Raw genomic sequence first — 16,583 nt, 5'->3', positions numbered from 1 at the left:
TCGCGGCCAGGACCGGCCGCGACAAAATTGGGAGCGGCGGGACGACCGGCGGGGAGGGTCTTCAATACCGAACTGCGGCACCCCAATTCTGGACCCATCATGAACACCCCAGACCAAATCACCCCAGATCAGCGGCGGCTCGACCGCAGTCTCGAACGCCTTCAACGCCGCCTTCCCGGCTGGATCGCCCGGCCGGTCGGCGGACTTCGCAAGCCCGACGCCCGCTGGGTCCGGATACCGGTGGGAGTCCTCTTCATCCTGGGCGGCCTGGTCGGCTTCCTGCCGATCCTTGGCTTCTGGATGGTTCCCCTCGGCGTGCTTCTGCTCGCCATGGACGTGCCGTTCCTGCGCCGCCCGACCTCGACCCTGATGATCCGGAGCGAGCGGCGCTGGACCGAATGGCGCCGCTCCCGGCAGGCGGCCAAGCACGCTCAGGCAGCCAGCACCAGCCCCGAGTGACCGACCGGCCTTCCGTCCGCCGGATGGCTTCCCGGCTGGGCTCCGGCATAGCCGTCCCACAGCGCCCGGAAGGCCGGCTGCCGCTCCAGCAGGGCGTCGAGCGATCCCAGGTCGACGACCGCGCCGTCGGCCATCCACACGATGGTGTCGAAGCGCGTCAGCAGGTGCAGCCGGTGGATCGACGACACGATGCAGGCGTCGGGGAACTCGGCCAGCAGGTTGTCGTAGATCCGCGCCTCGGTGGTCGGGTCCATGCTACTGGTCGGCTCGTCCAGCATGATCAGCGAGCTGTCGCGTGACGCCAGGATGCCGCGCGCCAGGGCCAGCCGCTGCTTCTGCCCGCCCGACAGGTTCAGGCCGCGCTCGGTGATCTCGGTGTCGAGGCCCATCGGCAGCCGGTCGATCACCGGGGCGAGGCAGGCCAGGGCGCACGCCCGCTCCACCTCCGCGGCGGGATAGGGGATGCCCAGGGTTATGTTCCGGACGACCGATCCCTCGAAGATCTCCGGGTCCTGGGGCACCAGCGTCGCGACCGGGCCGAGGTCGCTCAGGTCGGGCCGGGGCTCGCCGTCGAAGGCGATGGAGACCCGGTCGGCCTCGTACAGCCCTGCCAGGACCCGCAGCAGGGTGCTCTTGCCCGATCCGCTCTCGCCGATGAAGGCGATCCGGGCGCCGCGCCTCAGGACGAGGGACACGTCGCGCAGGGTCGGCCGGTCCTCGTGGCGCGTGGCATGGCTGAAGGTCAGGCCCTCGATCCGGACCTCCCGCCAGTCGGCCGGGACCGGCAGGGCCGAGGCGGACCGGCGGCTCTCGGCCGAGAGGATCTCGTCGGCGCTGCCGATGTCGGCCTGATAGCGGACCAGGTCCTGCCAGTTGGTCGCCATCGACCCGACGACGTTCCCGATCTGCTGGGAGTACTGGTGGACCATGACGGCGGTGCCGAGCAGGATCACGCCGTCGCTCCGCCAGGCGAGCCAGGCATAGAGCGCCACCAGCCCGCAGCGGATGCCGTTGTTGAGCAGGTCGATCGCGCACCATTTCGCCTCGTTGAAGACGATGCCCCGGCGCAGCGGCGCGAACACTTCGGCCAGCCGGGCCGCCACCGCGGACCGGGTCGCCGACTGGAGGCGAAGGGTCAGGACCGTGGAGATGTTGCCCAGGCAATCGATCAGCTCCGCGGCGTAGCGCCGCTCGAACCGGTTCTCCTCGTTCAGCAGGAAGACCATGATCCGGTCGAACCGGACCAGGATCGCGAAGATCACGGCATAGCCCAGCACGGCCGCCGCCCCGGTCCAAGCCGACACGAGGCACAGGGCCGCCAGCGGGCCGACCAGGCTGACCGAGTTCTGGAGATAGATGAACTGGTTCTGCGAGAAGCCGAACAGCGCCTGCGTCGCCTTGGCCATGCGCTGGATCGTGTCGCCGGAATGGTGGCGCTCGTGCCAGCGCAGCGGCAGGGCCACCGCCTTGGCGTAGAGCGCGTCGGCGAACCGCTCGCGGATCCGGACCGCCATGAAGCGCTCCAGCACCCGCCCCGGCCCGTGCATCGCCCAGCCGAGCACGCAGGCGCCGAACATCAGGGCCATGTTCCACCCGGCGAGCGTCACGTCCTGGGTGCCCGCGGTCTGGAGGGAATTGACCGCCTCGCCGAAAAAGTAGGGGATCGCCAGCCGCACGGCCTGGGCCAGGAACAGCAGGGTCAGGAACGTCACGACCAGCGGCCTGCGGCCTTCCGCATGGCGCCAGAAGGCCGCGTAGAGTCCGCGGATGCCGCGATGGACGGTCGCGCCGGGGGAAGGCTGGGGAGCGGTCGGGGAAATCGGGAGTGTCGCCATGACGTCTCGTGCTCTGGAAGCGTGCCGGAAGCTGTTCCGGCACGTCCCGGGGACACTAGCGCCGTCATGGTTAATGCAGCCTTTACCGTGATTTCGGACCCGGAATGCCGCTCACCGGAAACCGGTCCGGACGGTCCCGACGCCGCTGACCCGTACCGACGGCTTCCGCGCGATCCTGTCCGCGTCGATGGTTCCGATACCGGAGATGCTGAGGTCGGCGCGCTCCGCCGGGGCCTGGACCCGGATGGTGCCGGTTCCCGCGATGGACGCCGTCAGCATGTCCACCCGGCCGCCGGCCACGGTGATGCCGCCGGCGCCGGAAAGATCCGCGCCCAAGTCGCCGTCCACCCGGGCGACCGTGACGGTGCCGCTGCCGAGGATCCTGACCGTTGCGTCGGTGACGGCGCCCGCGGCGATCTGCCCGGCGGCGACCTCGATGGTGAGCGGCGCCTTCAGGTCGGCGATGTCCCAATCGCCGACGGCCGAGGTCGCGGTCAGCGGGGTTCCCGCCGGGACCCACAGTTCCACCTCCGGCAGGTCGCCGTCGCCGGTGCCTTCCGCCGTGATGGTGAGGCCGCCGATGCGGGTGACCGCCCGGGCGCCGAAGCCGGTCGCGATCGTCACCGCCGACCCGGCCCCGAAACCCTGGACCGGCCCGGCGCTGACCACCAGCGCGCCGCCCTCGGCATGCCGGGACAGGTCCCCGATCCAGGACGCGGGACCGGTCGCCCTCAGCCGGATGGCGCCAGAGTCGTGGAGGCGGACATGCACGCGGGCCGCCAGCCCGCGCAGGTCGAGCGCGGCCGCGCCGAAGCTCTCGTCGATCGTCGCGCGATCCCCCGCCGCGGCGGGTCCCGCGGCCAGGGTCAAGGCCATCAGGGCGATGGCCAGCCGGTACCGGTTCGTCATGGGGCAACTCCAGCAATGAGGGGCCTGCGCCGCGGGCTACTCGCCGTCCTCGATCAGCAGGCAGGTGGTCTCCGGGGCCGGGCTGAGCAGCATCACCATGCGGCCGGGCGCGGACCCGCGGCGAAAGCGCAGGCTGTTGGACGTGTCGAAATAGTTCACCGCCGCGTCCCGCAGGTCGCCCTCGTCGATGATGCGGCTGCCCTGCTGCCAGCATTGCAGGCGCACGGCGCCGTCCGGCACCACCGGGGCGGCGCCTCCCGACCTCGCCCCCAGCTGCGGCCCTCCTTCCTTCACCACGGTGGCCTTCACCACGGTGGCGGTGGCGACGCCGGCGGCGAGCGCCGACAGGGCGAGGCTCAGGACGATCGGCCGGAGCATGGGGTGTGCGAAGCCAAAGCCGGTCAGCATCCGCCGCGCCCCACATTGTTGATCACGTCGCCGGTGATGATCGTGACGACCTCGCGCGGGGCCGTGGCGCCCCGGGGAACATAGACGTTGCCCACGGCCTGGCTGCCGCAGGACAGCTTGCCGCCCTGGGTGAAGTCCTGGTCCTGGAGTTCGCCGCGCCGGCGCCAGCTCTTGGCGATCTCCATCTGGATCTTGCCGTTGAAGCGGGGCTCCAGGTGTGTCCGCTGGTTCAGTTCCTTGGCCCCGGCATCGCCGGGTGCCGCCAGGGCCAGGCAGGCCCATGCCATCAGGATAGCCGTCGGTGTCCGCATAGAGAGGCACCTCCCCGAGAGACAGTGACCGGCGGAGGGTCCGCCATGTCGATCCCCTACATTAGGCCGCCGCCGTTCCTGTCGTCTGTGAACGCCTTCACCCCTGCCACCGTGGCAGACAAGAAGACATCTGGGAATCCCATGAGGACATAGCCTTGCAATGAAGACTAGAATGAGTCCTCACTAAAGCTCACTACCCGTTCGGTTTGGCATAACTCTCGGAATACTTAATTTTCCTGCTTGTCCTGGAGCGGCATGCCGGGGTTATAATAAATTAAGGATGTTACCGTCGGCTGCCGCAGCCGGCCAGGCCCGAAGCCCCGGCCGGGCGGCGAGGAATGCGACAGTGGGGACGTTTCTCTGATGAGAGTTCTGCGGTTCATTTGCCTGGTGGTCTTCGCCCTGTCCTGCGCCCTGCAACTGGGCGCGGGTCCGGCGAGCGCCGCCGATGCGGACAAGCGCATCGCGCTGGTGATCGGCATCGGCGCCTACCAGTTCGCCCCGGCCCTGCCCAACCCGTCCAACGACGCCCGCGCGATCGCCGCCGCCCTGAGGAACCTCAAGTTCGAGGTGGAGGAAGCCTACGACCTGGACAATCGCGGCTTTTCCGGGCGGCTGCGCGATTTCGGCATCCGCGCCGCCGAGGCGGACGTGGCGGTTATATTCTATGCCGGCCACGGCCTGCAGGTGCGCGGCCAGAACTATCTGCTGCCGTCCGACGCCCGGCTGGAGCGCGAGCGCGACCTGGTCTACGAGGCGATGCCGCTCAACCTGATCCTGGGGGAGCTGGCCCAGGCGCGGAAGCTGGGGGTGCTGATCCTGGACGCCTGCCGCAACAACCCGTTCGCCGACCGGCTGTCGCGGAGCAATGCCGGCGCGCTGCGGGAGCGCGACGTTTCCGCCGGCCTGTCGCGGGTCGACGACACGCCGAGCGACACGCTGGTGGCGCTGGCGACGCGGGCGGACGCACTGGCCGAGGACGGCACCGGCGAGCACAGCCCCTACACCATGGCGCTCCTGAAGAACCTGAACGTGCCGGGACTGGAGCTGGGCCTGTTCTTCCGCCGGGTCCGCGACAATGTCATGGAGGCGACCCAGGGCCGGCAGGAACCGTTCATCTTCGGATCGCTCGGCGCCACGCCGTTCTATTTCAACCCGACCCCGCCGAACCGGAACCCGGAGCTGCCGGCCCTGAAGCCGATCGTCGTCGGCGATACCTCGGACGCCGTCAAGCTCGGCATCGGACGCATCACCGACCCGGACGGCGACGAGGTATTCGCCCAGGTCTCCGGGCTTCCCTCCAGCGGGCAGGTCCGGCTCGGCGAAAGGCTGGTGCTGATCGGCGACTATCTGAGCATCGCGCAGCTGTCCCAGGTGACCTACAAGCCGGACGTCGGCACGATCGGCCCGGCCGGCAGTTTCGATTTCGCCGTCATGGACAACAAGGGCGGGACCGCTCCCGGAAGGATCCCGATCACCGTCAACCAGTCGAACCGCCCGCCGGTCGTGGCCGGGGAGGGAACCTTCCGGATGGCGCTTCCGCAGCTGGGCCTGGAGGCGCCGAGCGATCCCGACGGCGACGCCCTGACGATGACGGTCGCCGCCGTTCCGTCCCGCGGGTCGGTGCGCAAGGGGGCGCAGCCGGTCCGGGTGGGCGAGAAGCTTACCGCCGCCGACCTCGCCGGCCTGACCTACGATCCCGGGCAGTCGGCTCCCGGCGAGGCCGGCAGCTTCGCGATCCTGGCGGACGACGGGCGCGGCGGCAAGGCGACCGCCTCGGTCCGCATCGAACTGGATACCGCCGGCACGCCCCCGGCCGGTCCGGAGCTTGCCGACGCCCTGTGGCAGCAGGTCCGGACGCGCGGCCAGGCGGCCGACTTCGCCGCCTACCTGCAGCTCTTCCCGGACAGCAGGAACGCCCCGCTGGCCCGTGAACGGGTGACGGCCCTTACACCCGCCAAGCCCATCCCCCCGGCTGCGGCACAGGCGGCGGCACCGGCTGCGGCACCGGCCGCCCCGGCGCCTCCGGCGAAGGTGGAGGTCGCCGTGGCCGAGCCGCGCAAACCGGCGCCCGCCAAGCCGGAGCCGGCCAAGGCGGCGGAACCTCCCAAGCCGGAACCACCGAAGCCGGAGCCGGCCAAGCCCGCCGGGCAACTGGCGGCGGCCGAACCGCCGGCCTCCCCGGCGACTCGCAACAAGGGCCAGTCCAACAGCTTCCAGGACTGCCCGGAATGCCCGATCATGGTCCGCCTGCCGGCCGGCAGCTTCACCATGGGCTCCGCGCGCGGCGATCCCAGCGAGCAGCCGAGCCACAAGGTGAGCCTGGGCAAGCCGTTCGCCCTGGGCATGTTCGAGGTCACGGTGGCGGAGTGGCGCGCCTGCGTCCAGGGCGGCGGCTGCAGCGACATGCCGCGCATGGCCAGCGCCACGGACGAGACGCCGGTCCACAATGTCCACTGGCGGGACGCCCTCGCCTATACGATCTGGCTGTCCAAGAAGACCGGGCAGAAGTACCGCCTCCCCAGCGAGGCGGAATGGGAGTATGCCGCCCGCGCCGGCACCGCCGGACGCTTCTGGTGGGGCGAGGTGGTCGGCGTGGCGAACGCCAACTGCGAGAACTGCGGGGGCATGTACGAACGGCTGACCCCCCTGCCGGTGGGCAGCTTCAAGCCCAATCCGATGGGCCTCTACGACATGAACGGCGGCGTCGCCGAGTGGGTGGCCGACTGCTGGAACAAGGACTACCGGGGAGCCCCGGCGGACGGCGGCGCCTGGACCCAGGGCGACTGCCGCAAACGGGTCCTGCGCGGCGGGTCCTGGCGGAACGACGCGGACTCGCTGTCGGTGACCGGCCGCTTCAACTACGACCAGGACGTCCGCTACCTTGCCAACGGGTTCCGGGTCGCCCGTGACCTGAACTGAATCCGGGCGAAGGTGTCGCCTGGTTTACTGCGGGCATGCACGGGAGAGGTCAGCATGGGGCGGCATTCACGGAGGTTACCATGCTGATCCGATATCCCCGAACCCAGCGGCCGCCGGGCTGGCTGGTCCTGGCGGTCTCGCTCTGCGCCGCCGGTACCGCCGCGGCGGACCAGGCCATCGTCGTCTCCGCCACCGTCCCGGGCTTCACCGTGGGCCAGGTGGTCGAGGACGGCGCCCCGGTCCATCTGCCGGAAGGGACCAACGCCCTGTTCCTGTTCGCCAGCGGCCGGACGATCACGGTGAAGGGCCCCTACGACGGCCCGCTGGACCGGCTGTCCGGCGGCACCCCCGTCCAGGGCCGCCTGTCCGGACTGTTCGGCGGCGACCGTTTCGCCCAGAACGATCTGGGCGCCGCCCGTTCCGTCGATCCCGCCCAGAGCGGCCCATCCGGCGGGCTGGCCCCGATCGACCTGTCGCTGCCGGGAACCTGGTGCGCCGCCGCCGGGCAGGTGCCGGAGCTTCGGAGGCCCGCCGACCCGGCCTTCGAGCGGGCGATCCTGCACGCCGCCGATGGAGAGGAAACCGTGGTGTCGTGGCCGGACGACGCCGCGGTTCAGCCTTGGCCGGAGCAGGCGCCGCTGGCCGACGGCGCGCGGATGCTCGCCATGAGCGGCGACCGGACCCGGAGCAACGCGCTGGTTCTTCGGCTGATCGAGGATCGGGAAGCGGCGGCCGGCGACCCCGGCGCGCTGGCCGTGGCGCTCGTCCGGGCCGGCTGCAACCGGCAGGCGGAACATGTCCTGACCGCCATGGGCGAGGCGCTGGCCCCGCTGGACCTGTACCTGTCGTCCGACCGCGGGCTCTATCCCACGTACCGGCCCGGTGACCAGATCCGCCTGGTGCTCCAGACCAACCGGGACGCGCACCTGTACTGCTATCTGAGGCGGCGGAACGACCTGATCCCGATCTTCCCGTCCTACCAGTCGGACGGCTCGCTGGTCGAGGGGCACACGCCCATGACCTTCCCGGGCGACAGGATGCCGCTCCCGCTGTCGGCGTCGGAGCTCGGCGGCGACGGCGAGATCCGCTGCTTCGCCGCCGACCAGGACCTGTCGCCCTCGCTGCCCACCGAAGCCCAGGCGTTCCGCCCGATGGACGGCGACGCGGTCGAGCGGCTGGAGGACACGCTTGACGGGCTGAAGCGGACGCGGCTGGTGGTCGCCCAGATCGTGCTACGGGTCGAGTGAGGTCGCTTGCAGGAGGTCGGAACGCCCGATCGGGAGCTTGACGCCGGCAGGCCGGGCGGCCGGTTCCGCGCCCTGCCCGCGGGGCTGTCGCCGTCCTGGTTCACGGGGGCGATCACGGGGGCGATCGTCCTGGGGATCGCGGCCGCCTCCTTCCTGCTCGTCCGGATCGTGCCGCCGCTGAGGCTGGCGGACGAGAGCTTCAGCGACATCCAGATCGGGCATTTCGCCCCTCCGGAGCCCCAGCACGCCGGGATCGCCATGGTGGCCCTGGGGGAGGACAGTTTCGCGGCGCTGGCCTGCCGGTCCCCGGTGGACCGCGGGTTCCTGGCAGACCTGGTCGGCCGGCTCCGGGCGGCAGGCGTCCGGGCCATCGGCATCGACATCCTGTTCGACCAGCCCACCTTGCCGGAGCTGGACGAGGCCCTGCGCCGCCGGCTGGCCGAGCCCGGCATCCCGGTGGTGGCGATCTCGGCCCTGGAGCAGACCGCCCTGACGGAGAAGCAGCACGCGTTCCTCGGCGCCTTCCTGTCCGGCATCCCCCACGGCTACGCCAACCTGGCGAAGGACACGCTGGACGGCTCCGTCCGCTGGCACGTGCCGGCGGCGGCGGACGGGACGCCGAGCTTCCCCGCCCGGCTGGCGCTCGCCCTGGGCGCGGAGCCGCCCGCCGGTCCTTTCCGGATCGCCTGGCGCGCCGGGCCGGACGAGGCGACGCCGCCGTTCCCCATATATCCCGCGGAACTGGTCCACCTGCTGCCGCCGGACTGGCTGGCCGGCAAGGTGGTCCTGGTCGGCACCGTGCTGTCGGGAACGGACCGCCACCGGACGCCGCCGTCCAGGACCGGGACCAGCATGCCGGGGGTGGAGATCCAGGCCCATGTCCTGGCCCAGATGCTGGAAGGGCGCGCCGACGGGCGGCTGACGCCTGGGTGGGAGGGCGCGCTGACCCTGGCGCTCGCCGCCGCCGGGGTGACGCTGGCCATGGCCGGGCTGCCGGTCTGGCTGCTCGCCGCGTCGGGCGCCGCGCTGACGACGGCGCTGTGGGCGGGCGCCGCCGCCCTGTTCGCCCTGGGCGGGCCGCTGGTCCCCCTGCTCGCTCCCTCGCTGGCCCTGGCCGGCGGGATCGGCGGCATGGCGGCGCACCGGTCGCTGCGCGAGCGGGCAGACCGCCGGACCCTGATGCGGCTGTTCGCGACCCATGTCTCCCAGCCGGTCGCGGAGGAGATGTGGCGGGAGCGGGCGACCTTCATGGCGGGAGGGCGGCCGAAGCCCCAGCAGCTCACCGCCACCGTCCTGTTCTCGGACATACGGGGCTTCACGACGATCTGCGAGACGCTGCCGCCCGAGGCGCTGATCCGGTGGCTGGACACCTATCTGGAAGCCATGACCGGGCTGGTCGGCGAGCATGACGGGGTGGTGCTGCGCTTCATCGGGGACGCCGTCCTGGCCGTGTTCGGGGCGCCGGTCGCCCGCACCACCCAGGCCGGGATCGATGCCGACGCGGCGCGGGCGATGGACTGTGCCCTCGCCATGGGCCGCGAGCTGGAGAGCCTGAACCGGCTGTGGCGGGAGGAAGGGCTGCCGCCCGTGATCATCCGGATCGGCATCCATACCGGCCCCCTGGTGGTCGGCAGCCTGGGAGGGGAGCGGCACCGGGAATATTCGCTGCTGGGCGACACGGCCAACACCGCCGCCCGCCTGGAGGCCCATGCCAAGGAGGTGGCGGAGACGACGTCGCCCTGGTGCCAGGTGATCGTCGGCGAGACCACCTGGAAGGCGGCCGGCCCCGGCATCGCGGGGCTGCCGGTCGGCGAGGTCGCGCTCCGCGGCAAGAGCAACCCCGTCCGCGTCTGGCTGCTGCGGGACGGGACCTTCAGCGGACCGTGATGGTGATCCGCTTGGACGTCACCGGCGGGTCGTGCGGCACATGGTCGACATCGCCCATCAGGAGCTGGATGGTGTGGCGCCCGGGCGGCAGTTCCAGATAGGTCTCAGTCTGCCCGCCGCCGAGATGGATGTGGTTCCGGTCGTTCGGGATCGGCTCGTCGAGCGGCGGCAGGTCCCGGTCGATGATCAGGTGGTGGTGCCCGGTGTTGGGGCGGTCGACGCCGGAGGGCGCCACCCCGAAGTTGCGCAGGCCGAGCCAGACCTTGAAGCGGCCGGTCACGACCTCCCCGTTGTTGGGCCAGCCGATATAGGCGTAGGCGTCCTTCGGTGCCGGCCGGCGCTCGGCGGCGGTGGCCGTGACGGCGATGAGGGAAACCAGTCCCGCGGCGAGGCCGGCGACCAGGGCGTTCGATCTCATGGCGAGCCTTTCCGGTTTTCAGCGGACCGTGATCGTGATCCTGTTGGACGTCACCGGCGGGTCGTGCGGCACGTGGTCGGCATCGCCCAGCAGGGTCTGGAGCGTGTGCTGGCCGGGCGGAAGCTCCAGCCGGGCCTCGGTCTGGCCGCCGCCGAAATGCAGGTGATTGCGGTCGTTGGGAATGGGCTCGTCGAGCGGCGGCAGGTCCCGGTCGATGATCAGGTGATGGTGCCCGGTATTCTCCCGCCGTACCCCGGCGGGCGCCACGCCGTAGTTCTGGAGCCCCATGCGGACCCACAGCTTGCCGCCCTCGATCACGGCGCCGTTGGGCGGCCAGATGATGTAGGCCCGGGCGTCCTTGGGGGCCGTCATCCGCCTTGCCGGCGCGGCGGGCTGGGCCGGGGGTGCCGCGTCCTGATGGCCAGCCCCGTGGCCGGTGCCGTGGCCGGCGTCCTGGGCGGTGGCGACGGTGGGGAACGCGGCGGCGCAGGCGAGAAGGAGTGCGGCAGCTCGACTGATCATTTCAACTCCTGCGGCGGCTTCCTGTCGATCCTTGCGGGCGCTGGGCCGATTGTCGGACAGGATCGAACAAAGTTAAAATGCCCTTGGGGTCGGGAGTCTTCTGGATAGGTCGATCCCGCCCGGTCGGGTATTTCAGTTCACGCGGGCGAACTGGACGCGGCGGTTCATCTTGTCGAAGGCGTTCTCGGCGAGCGGCCGGGCCTCGCCCATGCCGACGGCCTGGATACGGGAACCTGCGATCCCGTGCTTCGCGGCCAGATACTCGGCGACGGCCCGGGCCCGCCTCTCCGACAGGACCTGGTTGTAGGCGTCGCTGCCGGACGCGTCGGTATGGCCCTCGACCTTGACGCGGAGATCGGGCGCGTCGCGCAGGACCTGCCCGACCGCGTCGATGTAGTCGAAGGACTCGGCCGGGATGACGGCTGAGTCGAAGGCGAAGTTGATGCGGAAGCCGAAGGCTTTCGCGTCCACTTCAGGAGCCGGCGGGGCCGCGGCGACCTCGGCACGGGGCATGGGAGCCTCGGCGACGGCGGGAACGACCTGCTGGGCGGATGCCACGGCCGGTTCCGGGATTGATGCCGATACCGGCGGCGAGTAGCTGGCGGGGGCCGGTGCGGGCGCCGCGTTCTGGGCGGCCTTGCCGGCGGCGCCGACGATCTCGATGCTGCGGTAGCGCGGCGCCGGGGCGCTCAGCAGTTCCTGGACCTCGGAAACGGTGGGCGGGCGGTCGAACATCCTGACCTCGGCCGCGCCGCCCGGCGAAGCCAGGGCCGGGGCGAGCAGGACGGCGGCGGTGGCGGCGAGGCGGCGGGCGAAGGCGCTGTTCATGTCCGGTCTCCATGGCGGGGCGTTGGCCTGTGCATGGAGGGGAAGCTAACCGCGGCGGCGGCGCCGCGCAGTGAACGGGTTCACCAATCGTTTATTTGGACGTAGGTCGGCCTCGGCCGAAGGCCGACGCCGACAACGTGGCCGGAGAGTCGATGTAATGTGTCGGCGTTCGCCCTGACGGGCGAAGGCCGACCTACGGCTGGCCGCCACTTATTCAACCGTGGCAGGCGAGGACGGCGCCGGCGAGGTAGAGGGAGCCGCAGATCATCACGCGGGTCGGCCCAGCGGCGCGCGCCATGAGTTCGGCAAGGGCCTCCTCCACGCCGGCGGCCGGCTTGGCGTCGGCGATGCCGGCGGCGCGCGCGGCCTCCGCCGCGGCCTGCGGCGGGAGGGAGGCTTCCTCGCCCGGAACGGCGACCGCGCGGAGCAGCGGCGCGTGGGGGGCCAGCGGCCGCAGGAAGTCGGCCGGCTCCTTGGTCGCGAGCATGCCGAAGATCAGGTTGAGCGGCAGCCCGTCGGCCGAGGCCCAGCGGGCGGCCTGGGCGCCCAGCACCTCGCCGGCGGAATCATTGTGCCCGCCGTCCAGCCATAGCTCCCATCCCGGGGGCAGCCGGTCCACCAGGGGGCCGCGCGTCAGCCGCTGGAGCCGGCCGGGCCACGAGACTTCCGCCAGGCCGCGCACCACCGCCGCGTCGGGTACCCGGGGGCCGGGCAGATGGTCGAGGCAGGCCAGCGCCACCCCGGCATTGACGATCTGGTGTGCGCCCGGCAGCGCCGGCAGCGGCAGGTCGGCGCGTCGGCCGGGTCCCTCGAACCGGAAGCCGTCCGCCACCGGCGCGACCGTCCAGTCCTCCCCCGCGGCATGGAGCGGGGCGCCGATCGCGGCGGACCTGGCGCGGAAGACCGCCATGGCCTCTTCCGCCGGCTGCGGCGCCACGACGGCGGGAACGCCCGGCTTCATGATGCCGGCCTTCTCGCCCGCGATGGCGGACAGGGTCGGGCCGAGGAACTGCATGTGGTCGTAGGAGATGCGGGTCAGCGCCGTCACCGCCGGGCGGTCGATCACGTTGGTGCTGTCGAGCCGGCCGCCCAGCCCGGTCTCCAGCAGGAGCACGTCGGCCGGCACGCGGGAGAAGGCCAGCATGGCGGCCGCGGTCGTGATCTCGAAATAGGTGATCGGCTCGCCCCGGTTCGCCGCCTCGCACTCTTCCAGGGTGGCGGCGAGATGGTCGTCGGCGATCAGGTCCCCGGCCAGCCGGATGCGCTCGTGGAATCGTACCAGATGGGGCGAGGTATAGACATGGACGCGCCGTCCCGCCGCCTCCAGGAAGGCCCGCAGGAAGGCGATGGTCGATCCCTTGCCGTTGGTCCCCGCCACATGGACCACCGGCGGCAGCCGCAGGTGCGGGCTGCCGACGGCTTCCAGCATCCGGAGGGTCCGGCCGAGCGACAGGTCGATGACCTTGGGGTGAAGGTGCTTCAGCCGGTCCAGGACCGGATCGGCACGCTCACCGCTCGGGACGATCACCGGGGGCGACGGCGGCCGGGGCGCCGTTGGGGGCTGGCTCAACTGTCTCACCGCTCTGGGGTTGCGCAGGGGCCGGGGCCGCCGGTTCGGGCTCGACCGCGTCCACCGGCTCGGCCTCGGTCGGGGCAGCCTTGGCCGTCGCGGCGGGCGCCTCTGCCTCCGGCTTCGGCAGGGGAACGATCTCGGCGGAGGGACCGGGCCGGACCAGCAGGTCGAGCACCCGGATCAGCGTGGCCCTGAGGTCCTTGCGGTGGACAACCATGTCCACCATGCCATGCTCCATCAGGTATTCGGACCGCTGGAAGCCTTCGGGCAGGGTCTCGCGGATGGTGTCCTCGATCACGCGGGCGCCGGCGAAGCCGATCTGCGCGCCCTTCTCGGCGATGTGCAGGTCGCCCAGCATCGCGAAGGAGGCCGTGACGCCGCCGGTGGTCGGATCGGTCAGGACGACGATGTAGGGAAGCCCCGCCTCCTTCACCATCTGAACCGCGATGGTGCTGCGCGGCATCTGCATCAGCGACAGGATGCCTTCTTGCATGCGGGCGCCGCCGGAGGACGGCACCACGACCAGCGGCGCCTCCTGGAGGACGGCGAGCCGTGCCGCGGCCAGCAGCCCCTCGCCCACCGCGATCCCCATGGAACCGCCCATGAAGCCGAAGTCGAAGGCGGCGATGACGGTCGGGATGCCGCCCATCCTGCCGTGGGCGACCTGGATCGCGTCGCTCTTGCCGGTCTTGGCCTGGGCTTCCTTCAGGCGGTCGGTGTAGCGCTTCTGGTCGCGGAAGCGCAGCGGATCGACCGTCACCTTGGGCAGCTCGATGACCTGGTAGTCGTCGTCGTCGAACAGCGTCTTCAGCCGCTTGTCGGCATCCAGGCGCATGTGGAAGCCGCAGTGCTGGCAGACATGGAGGTTCTCTTCCAGGTCGCGGTGGAAGATCATCGCCTCGCAGTTGGCGCACTTGTGCCAGAGATTGTCCGGCACTTCCTTCTTGGTGTAGAGCGCGCGGATCTTGGGGCGGACGAAATTGGTAAGCCAGTTCATGGTTCGGGGTCTTCGCCGTTCGTGGAGGCTGAATGCTTGGAGGCGGATTGCTCGGGAGGCTGGGTGCTTGGGGGCCGGTCCCTGGGAAGCTTGCCTGGAAAGCGTACCTGGAGGCGGATGCCTCGAGGTCAGCCGCGCGCGGCGCGGACGCCGTCGGACAGGGTTCGCACGAAGGCCAGTACGTCGTCGACCAGTCCGGGAGCGGGCGAGCCGTTCTCGTCCAGGTTGGCGGCGATTCGGTTGACGATGGCCGACCCGACCACGGCCGCGTCGGCGAGCCGGGCGACGGAGGCGGCGGCTGCCGGCGTGGTGATGCCGAAACCCACGGCCACCGGCAGGTCGGTATGGCGGCGCAGCCGTTCGACGGCGGCGGAGATCGCCTCGTCGGTGGCGGCGCCCGCGCCGGTGATGCCGGCGATCGAGACGTAGTAGATGAAGCCGCTGGTGTTCTCCAGCACGGCCGGCAGGCGCCGGTCGTCGGTCGTGGGCGTCGCCAGCCGGATGAAGTTGACGCCGGCCGCCAGCGCCGGCAGGCACAGCTCGACGTCCTCCTCCGGCGGCAGGTCGACCACGATCAGTCCGTCCACGCCGGCGGCCCGCGCGTCGGTCAGGAAGCGGTCGACGCCGTAGGCGTAGATGGGATTGTAATAGCCCATCAGGATGATCGGCGTCTCGGCGTCCGTCAGGCGGAATTCCTCCACCAGCCGCAGCGTGCCGCGCAGGGTCATGCCGGACTTGAGCGCCCGCAGGGACGAGGCCTGGATCGACGGGCCGTCGGCCATGGGATCGGTGAAGGGCATGCCCAGCTCGATCACGTCGGCGCCGGCGCCCGGAAGGCCCTGGACCAGCTTGAGGCTGGTGGCGTAGTCGGGATCGCCGGCGCTGACGAAGGTCACCAGCCCGCCGCGCCCCTCGCGCTTCAGGGTCTCGAACCGGGCGGCGAGCCGCCCGCTGTCGGCCGCGCGGCTGGAATGAGCCCGGCCGGAAAGAGCTTGGCCGGATTGGGCGGCCACGGCCGCCGCGGTGTCGCCATGGTCGATGGCAGCGCTCATATCTTGACCCCCAGGGCGTCCGCCACGGTAAAGATGTCCTTGTCGCCCCGGCCGCACAGGTTCATCACCAGCAGGTGATCCTTGGGCAGGGTCGGCGCCAGCTTGGTGACGGCGGCCAGCGCGTGTGACGGCTCCAGCGCCGGGATGATGCCTTCCAGGCGCGAGCACATCTGGAAGGCGTCCAGCGCCTCGTTGTCGGTGGCCGAGATATACTCGACCCGGCCGACATCGTGCAGCCAGGAATGCTCCGGCCCGATGCCGGGATAGTCGAGGCCCGCCGAGATCGAGTGGCCCTCGGTGATCTGGCCGTCCTCGTTCTGGAGCAGGTATGTGCGGTTGCCGTGCAGGACGCCGGGGCGCCCGCCGGTCAGCGAGGCGGCGTGGGCACCGGTCTCGATGCCGTGGCCGGCAGCCTCGACCGCGACCATGCGGACGGTCGGCTCGTCCAGGAACGGATAGAACAGGCCCATGGCGTTGGAGCCGCCGCCGATGCAGGCGACCAGGCTGTCTGGCAGCCGCCCCTCGGCGGCCATCATCTGCTCCCGCACTTCCTCCCCGATGACGGACTGGAAGTCGCGCACCATGGCCGGATAGGGGTGCGGGCCGGCGACGGTGCCGATGATGTAGAAGGTGTCGTCGACATTGGTCACCCAGTCGCGGAGCGCCTCGTTCATGGCGTCCTTGAGGGTGCGCGAGCCGGAGCTGACCGGCTTGACTTCCGCCCCCAGCAGCTTCATCCGGAAGACGTTGGGCTTCTGCCGCTCGATGTCGGTCTCGCCCATGTAGATCGTGCAGGGAAGGTCGAACAGGGCGCAGACCGTGGCGGTCGCGACGCCGTGCTGGCCGGCCCCGGTCTCCGCGATGATGCGGCGCTTGCCCATCCGCTTGGCCAGCAGGATCTGGCCCATGCAGTTGTTGATCTTGTGGGCGCCGGTGTGGTTCAGCTCGTCCCGCTTGAAATAGACCTTGGCGCCGCCGAACCGCGCGGTCAGCCGCTCGGCGAGGTACAGCGGGCTGGGCCGGCCGACATAATGCGTCAGGTAATGGCGCAGCTCCGCCTTGAAGGCGGGATCGACCTTGGCGGCGTTGTAGGCCTGCTCGACCTCCAGGATCAGGGGCATCAGCGTCTCGGCGACGAAGCGTCCGCCATAGATGCCGAAATGCCCGTGCTCGTCGGGACCGGAACGGTAGGTGTTCAGCCGCTGCATCACGCTA

15 protein-coding genes are annotated in these 16,583 nt (G+C 71.0%); 4 read left to right on the top strand and 11 right to left on the bottom strand.

The features are described from left to right. Positions 1–99 precede the first annotated feature (99 nt). Positions 100–459, top strand: a complete 360-nt coding sequence (locus tag JL100_RS04970) for a hypothetical protein (RefSeq protein WP_202682214.1) — start codon at positions 100–102, stop codon at positions 457–459. Here JL100_RS04970 and JL100_RS04965 read toward each other — a convergent pair. The 4 genes from JL100_RS04965 to JL100_RS04950 form a co-directional block, all read right to left on the bottom strand. After that, positions 432–2,294 (bottom strand): ABC transporter ATP-binding protein, encoded by a 1,863-nt coding sequence (locus tag JL100_RS04965; RefSeq protein ID WP_202682215.1) that lies wholly within the window; start codon positions 2,292–2,294, stop codon positions 432–434. The genes JL100_RS04970 and JL100_RS04965 overlap by 28 nt on opposite strands. Positions 2,295–2,405: 111 nt before the next feature. Next, on the bottom strand, positions 2,406–3,203 hold the full coding sequence (locus JL100_RS04960) for a head GIN domain-containing protein (RefSeq protein ID WP_202682216.1): 798 nt from the start codon (positions 3,201–3,203) through the stop codon (positions 2,406–2,408). Positions 3,204–3,239: 36 nt separating this feature from the next. Further along, the gene (locus JL100_RS04955; protein WP_202682217.1) at positions 3,240–3,611 is read right to left on the bottom strand and encodes a hypothetical protein; all 372 of its coding nucleotides are present in this window, start codon (positions 3,609–3,611) and stop codon (positions 3,240–3,242) included. Continuing rightward, entirely contained in the window at positions 3,605–3,922 is a 318-nt protein-coding gene (locus JL100_RS04950; protein ID WP_202682218.1) for a hypothetical protein, read from the bottom strand. Before JL100_RS04950 ends, JL100_RS04955 begins: the two co-directional genes overlap by 7 nt. Positions 3,923–4,285: 363 nt before the next feature. Here JL100_RS04950 and JL100_RS36465 point away from each other — a divergent pair, with 363 nt between their 5' ends. The 3 genes from JL100_RS36465 to JL100_RS04925 all read left to right on the top strand — a co-directional run bounded on the left by JL100_RS36465 (position 4,286) and on the right by JL100_RS04925 (position 9,978). After that, a complete protein-coding gene (locus JL100_RS36465; RefSeq protein ID WP_202682219.1) occupies positions 4,286–6,844 on the top strand; it encodes an SUMF1/EgtB/PvdO family nonheme iron enzyme in 2,559 nt (852 codons plus the stop codon). A gap of 80 nt (positions 6,845–6,924) precedes the next feature. Then, positions 6,925–8,091, top strand: coding sequence for a DUF4384 domain-containing protein (locus tag JL100_RS04930; RefSeq protein ID WP_202682220.1), 1,167 nt, complete (start codon positions 6,925–6,927; stop codon positions 8,089–8,091). Positions 8,092–8,097: 6 nt separating this feature from the next. Next, positions 8,098–9,978, top strand: coding sequence for an adenylate/guanylate cyclase domain-containing protein (locus JL100_RS04925; protein ID WP_202682221.1), 1,881 nt, complete (start codon positions 8,098–8,100; stop codon positions 9,976–9,978). Here the strand turns inward: JL100_RS04925 and JL100_RS04920 are convergent. The 7 genes from JL100_RS04920 to trpB all read right to left on the bottom strand — a co-directional run bounded on the left by JL100_RS04920 (position 9,965) and on the right by trpB (position 16,576). Then, positions 9,965–10,396, bottom strand: coding sequence for a DUF4399 domain-containing protein (locus tag JL100_RS04920; protein WP_202682222.1), 432 nt, complete (start codon positions 10,394–10,396; stop codon positions 9,965–9,967). The two genes, JL100_RS04925 and JL100_RS04920, sit on opposite strands and share 14 nt — an antisense overlap. Before the next feature lie 18 nt (positions 10,397–10,414). Then, positions 10,415–10,918: a DUF4399 domain-containing protein gene (locus JL100_RS04915; RefSeq protein WP_202682223.1), complete on the bottom strand. Its 504-nt coding sequence runs from the start codon at positions 10,916–10,918 to the stop codon at positions 10,415–10,417. Between the two features lie 132 nt (positions 10,919–11,050). Beyond that, on the bottom strand, positions 11,051–11,746 hold the full coding sequence (locus JL100_RS36660) for an OmpA family protein (RefSeq protein ID WP_323378416.1): 696 nt from the start codon (positions 11,744–11,746) through the stop codon (positions 11,051–11,053). A gap of 214 nt (positions 11,747–11,960) precedes the next feature. Beyond that, complete coding sequence (locus JL100_RS04905) at positions 11,961–13,316, bottom strand: bifunctional folylpolyglutamate synthase/dihydrofolate synthase (RefSeq protein WP_211113109.1); 1,356 nt, start codon at positions 13,314–13,316, stop codon at positions 11,961–11,963. Further along, positions 13,255–14,316 carry an acetyl-CoA carboxylase, carboxyltransferase subunit beta gene (gene accD, locus JL100_RS04900; RefSeq protein WP_202682224.1) on the bottom strand — a complete coding sequence of 354 codons (1,062 nt, stop codon included), beginning with the start codon at positions 14,314–14,316 and terminating at the stop codon, positions 13,255–13,257. Before accD ends, JL100_RS04905 begins: the two co-directional genes overlap by 62 nt. Positions 14,317–14,444: 128 nt before the next feature. Continuing rightward, entirely contained in the window at positions 14,445–15,368 is a 924-nt protein-coding gene (gene trpA / locus JL100_RS04895; protein WP_202682225.1) for a tryptophan synthase subunit alpha, read from the bottom strand. Further along, positions 15,365–16,576 carry a tryptophan synthase subunit beta gene (gene trpB / locus JL100_RS04890; RefSeq protein WP_202682258.1) on the bottom strand — a complete coding sequence of 404 codons (1,212 nt, stop codon included), beginning with the start codon at positions 16,574–16,576 and terminating at the stop codon, positions 15,365–15,367. The genes trpA and trpB overlap by 4 nt, the downstream gene beginning before the upstream one ends. Between the last annotated feature and the right edge of the window lie 7 nt (positions 16,577–16,583).

Source organism: Skermanella mucosa (genome assembly GCF_016765655.2).
In the GTDB taxonomy this organism is placed as follows: Bacteria; Pseudomonadota; Alphaproteobacteria; order Azospirillales; family Azospirillaceae; genus Skermanella; species Skermanella mucosa.
This window is presented reverse-complemented; position numbering and strand designations above follow the sequence as displayed.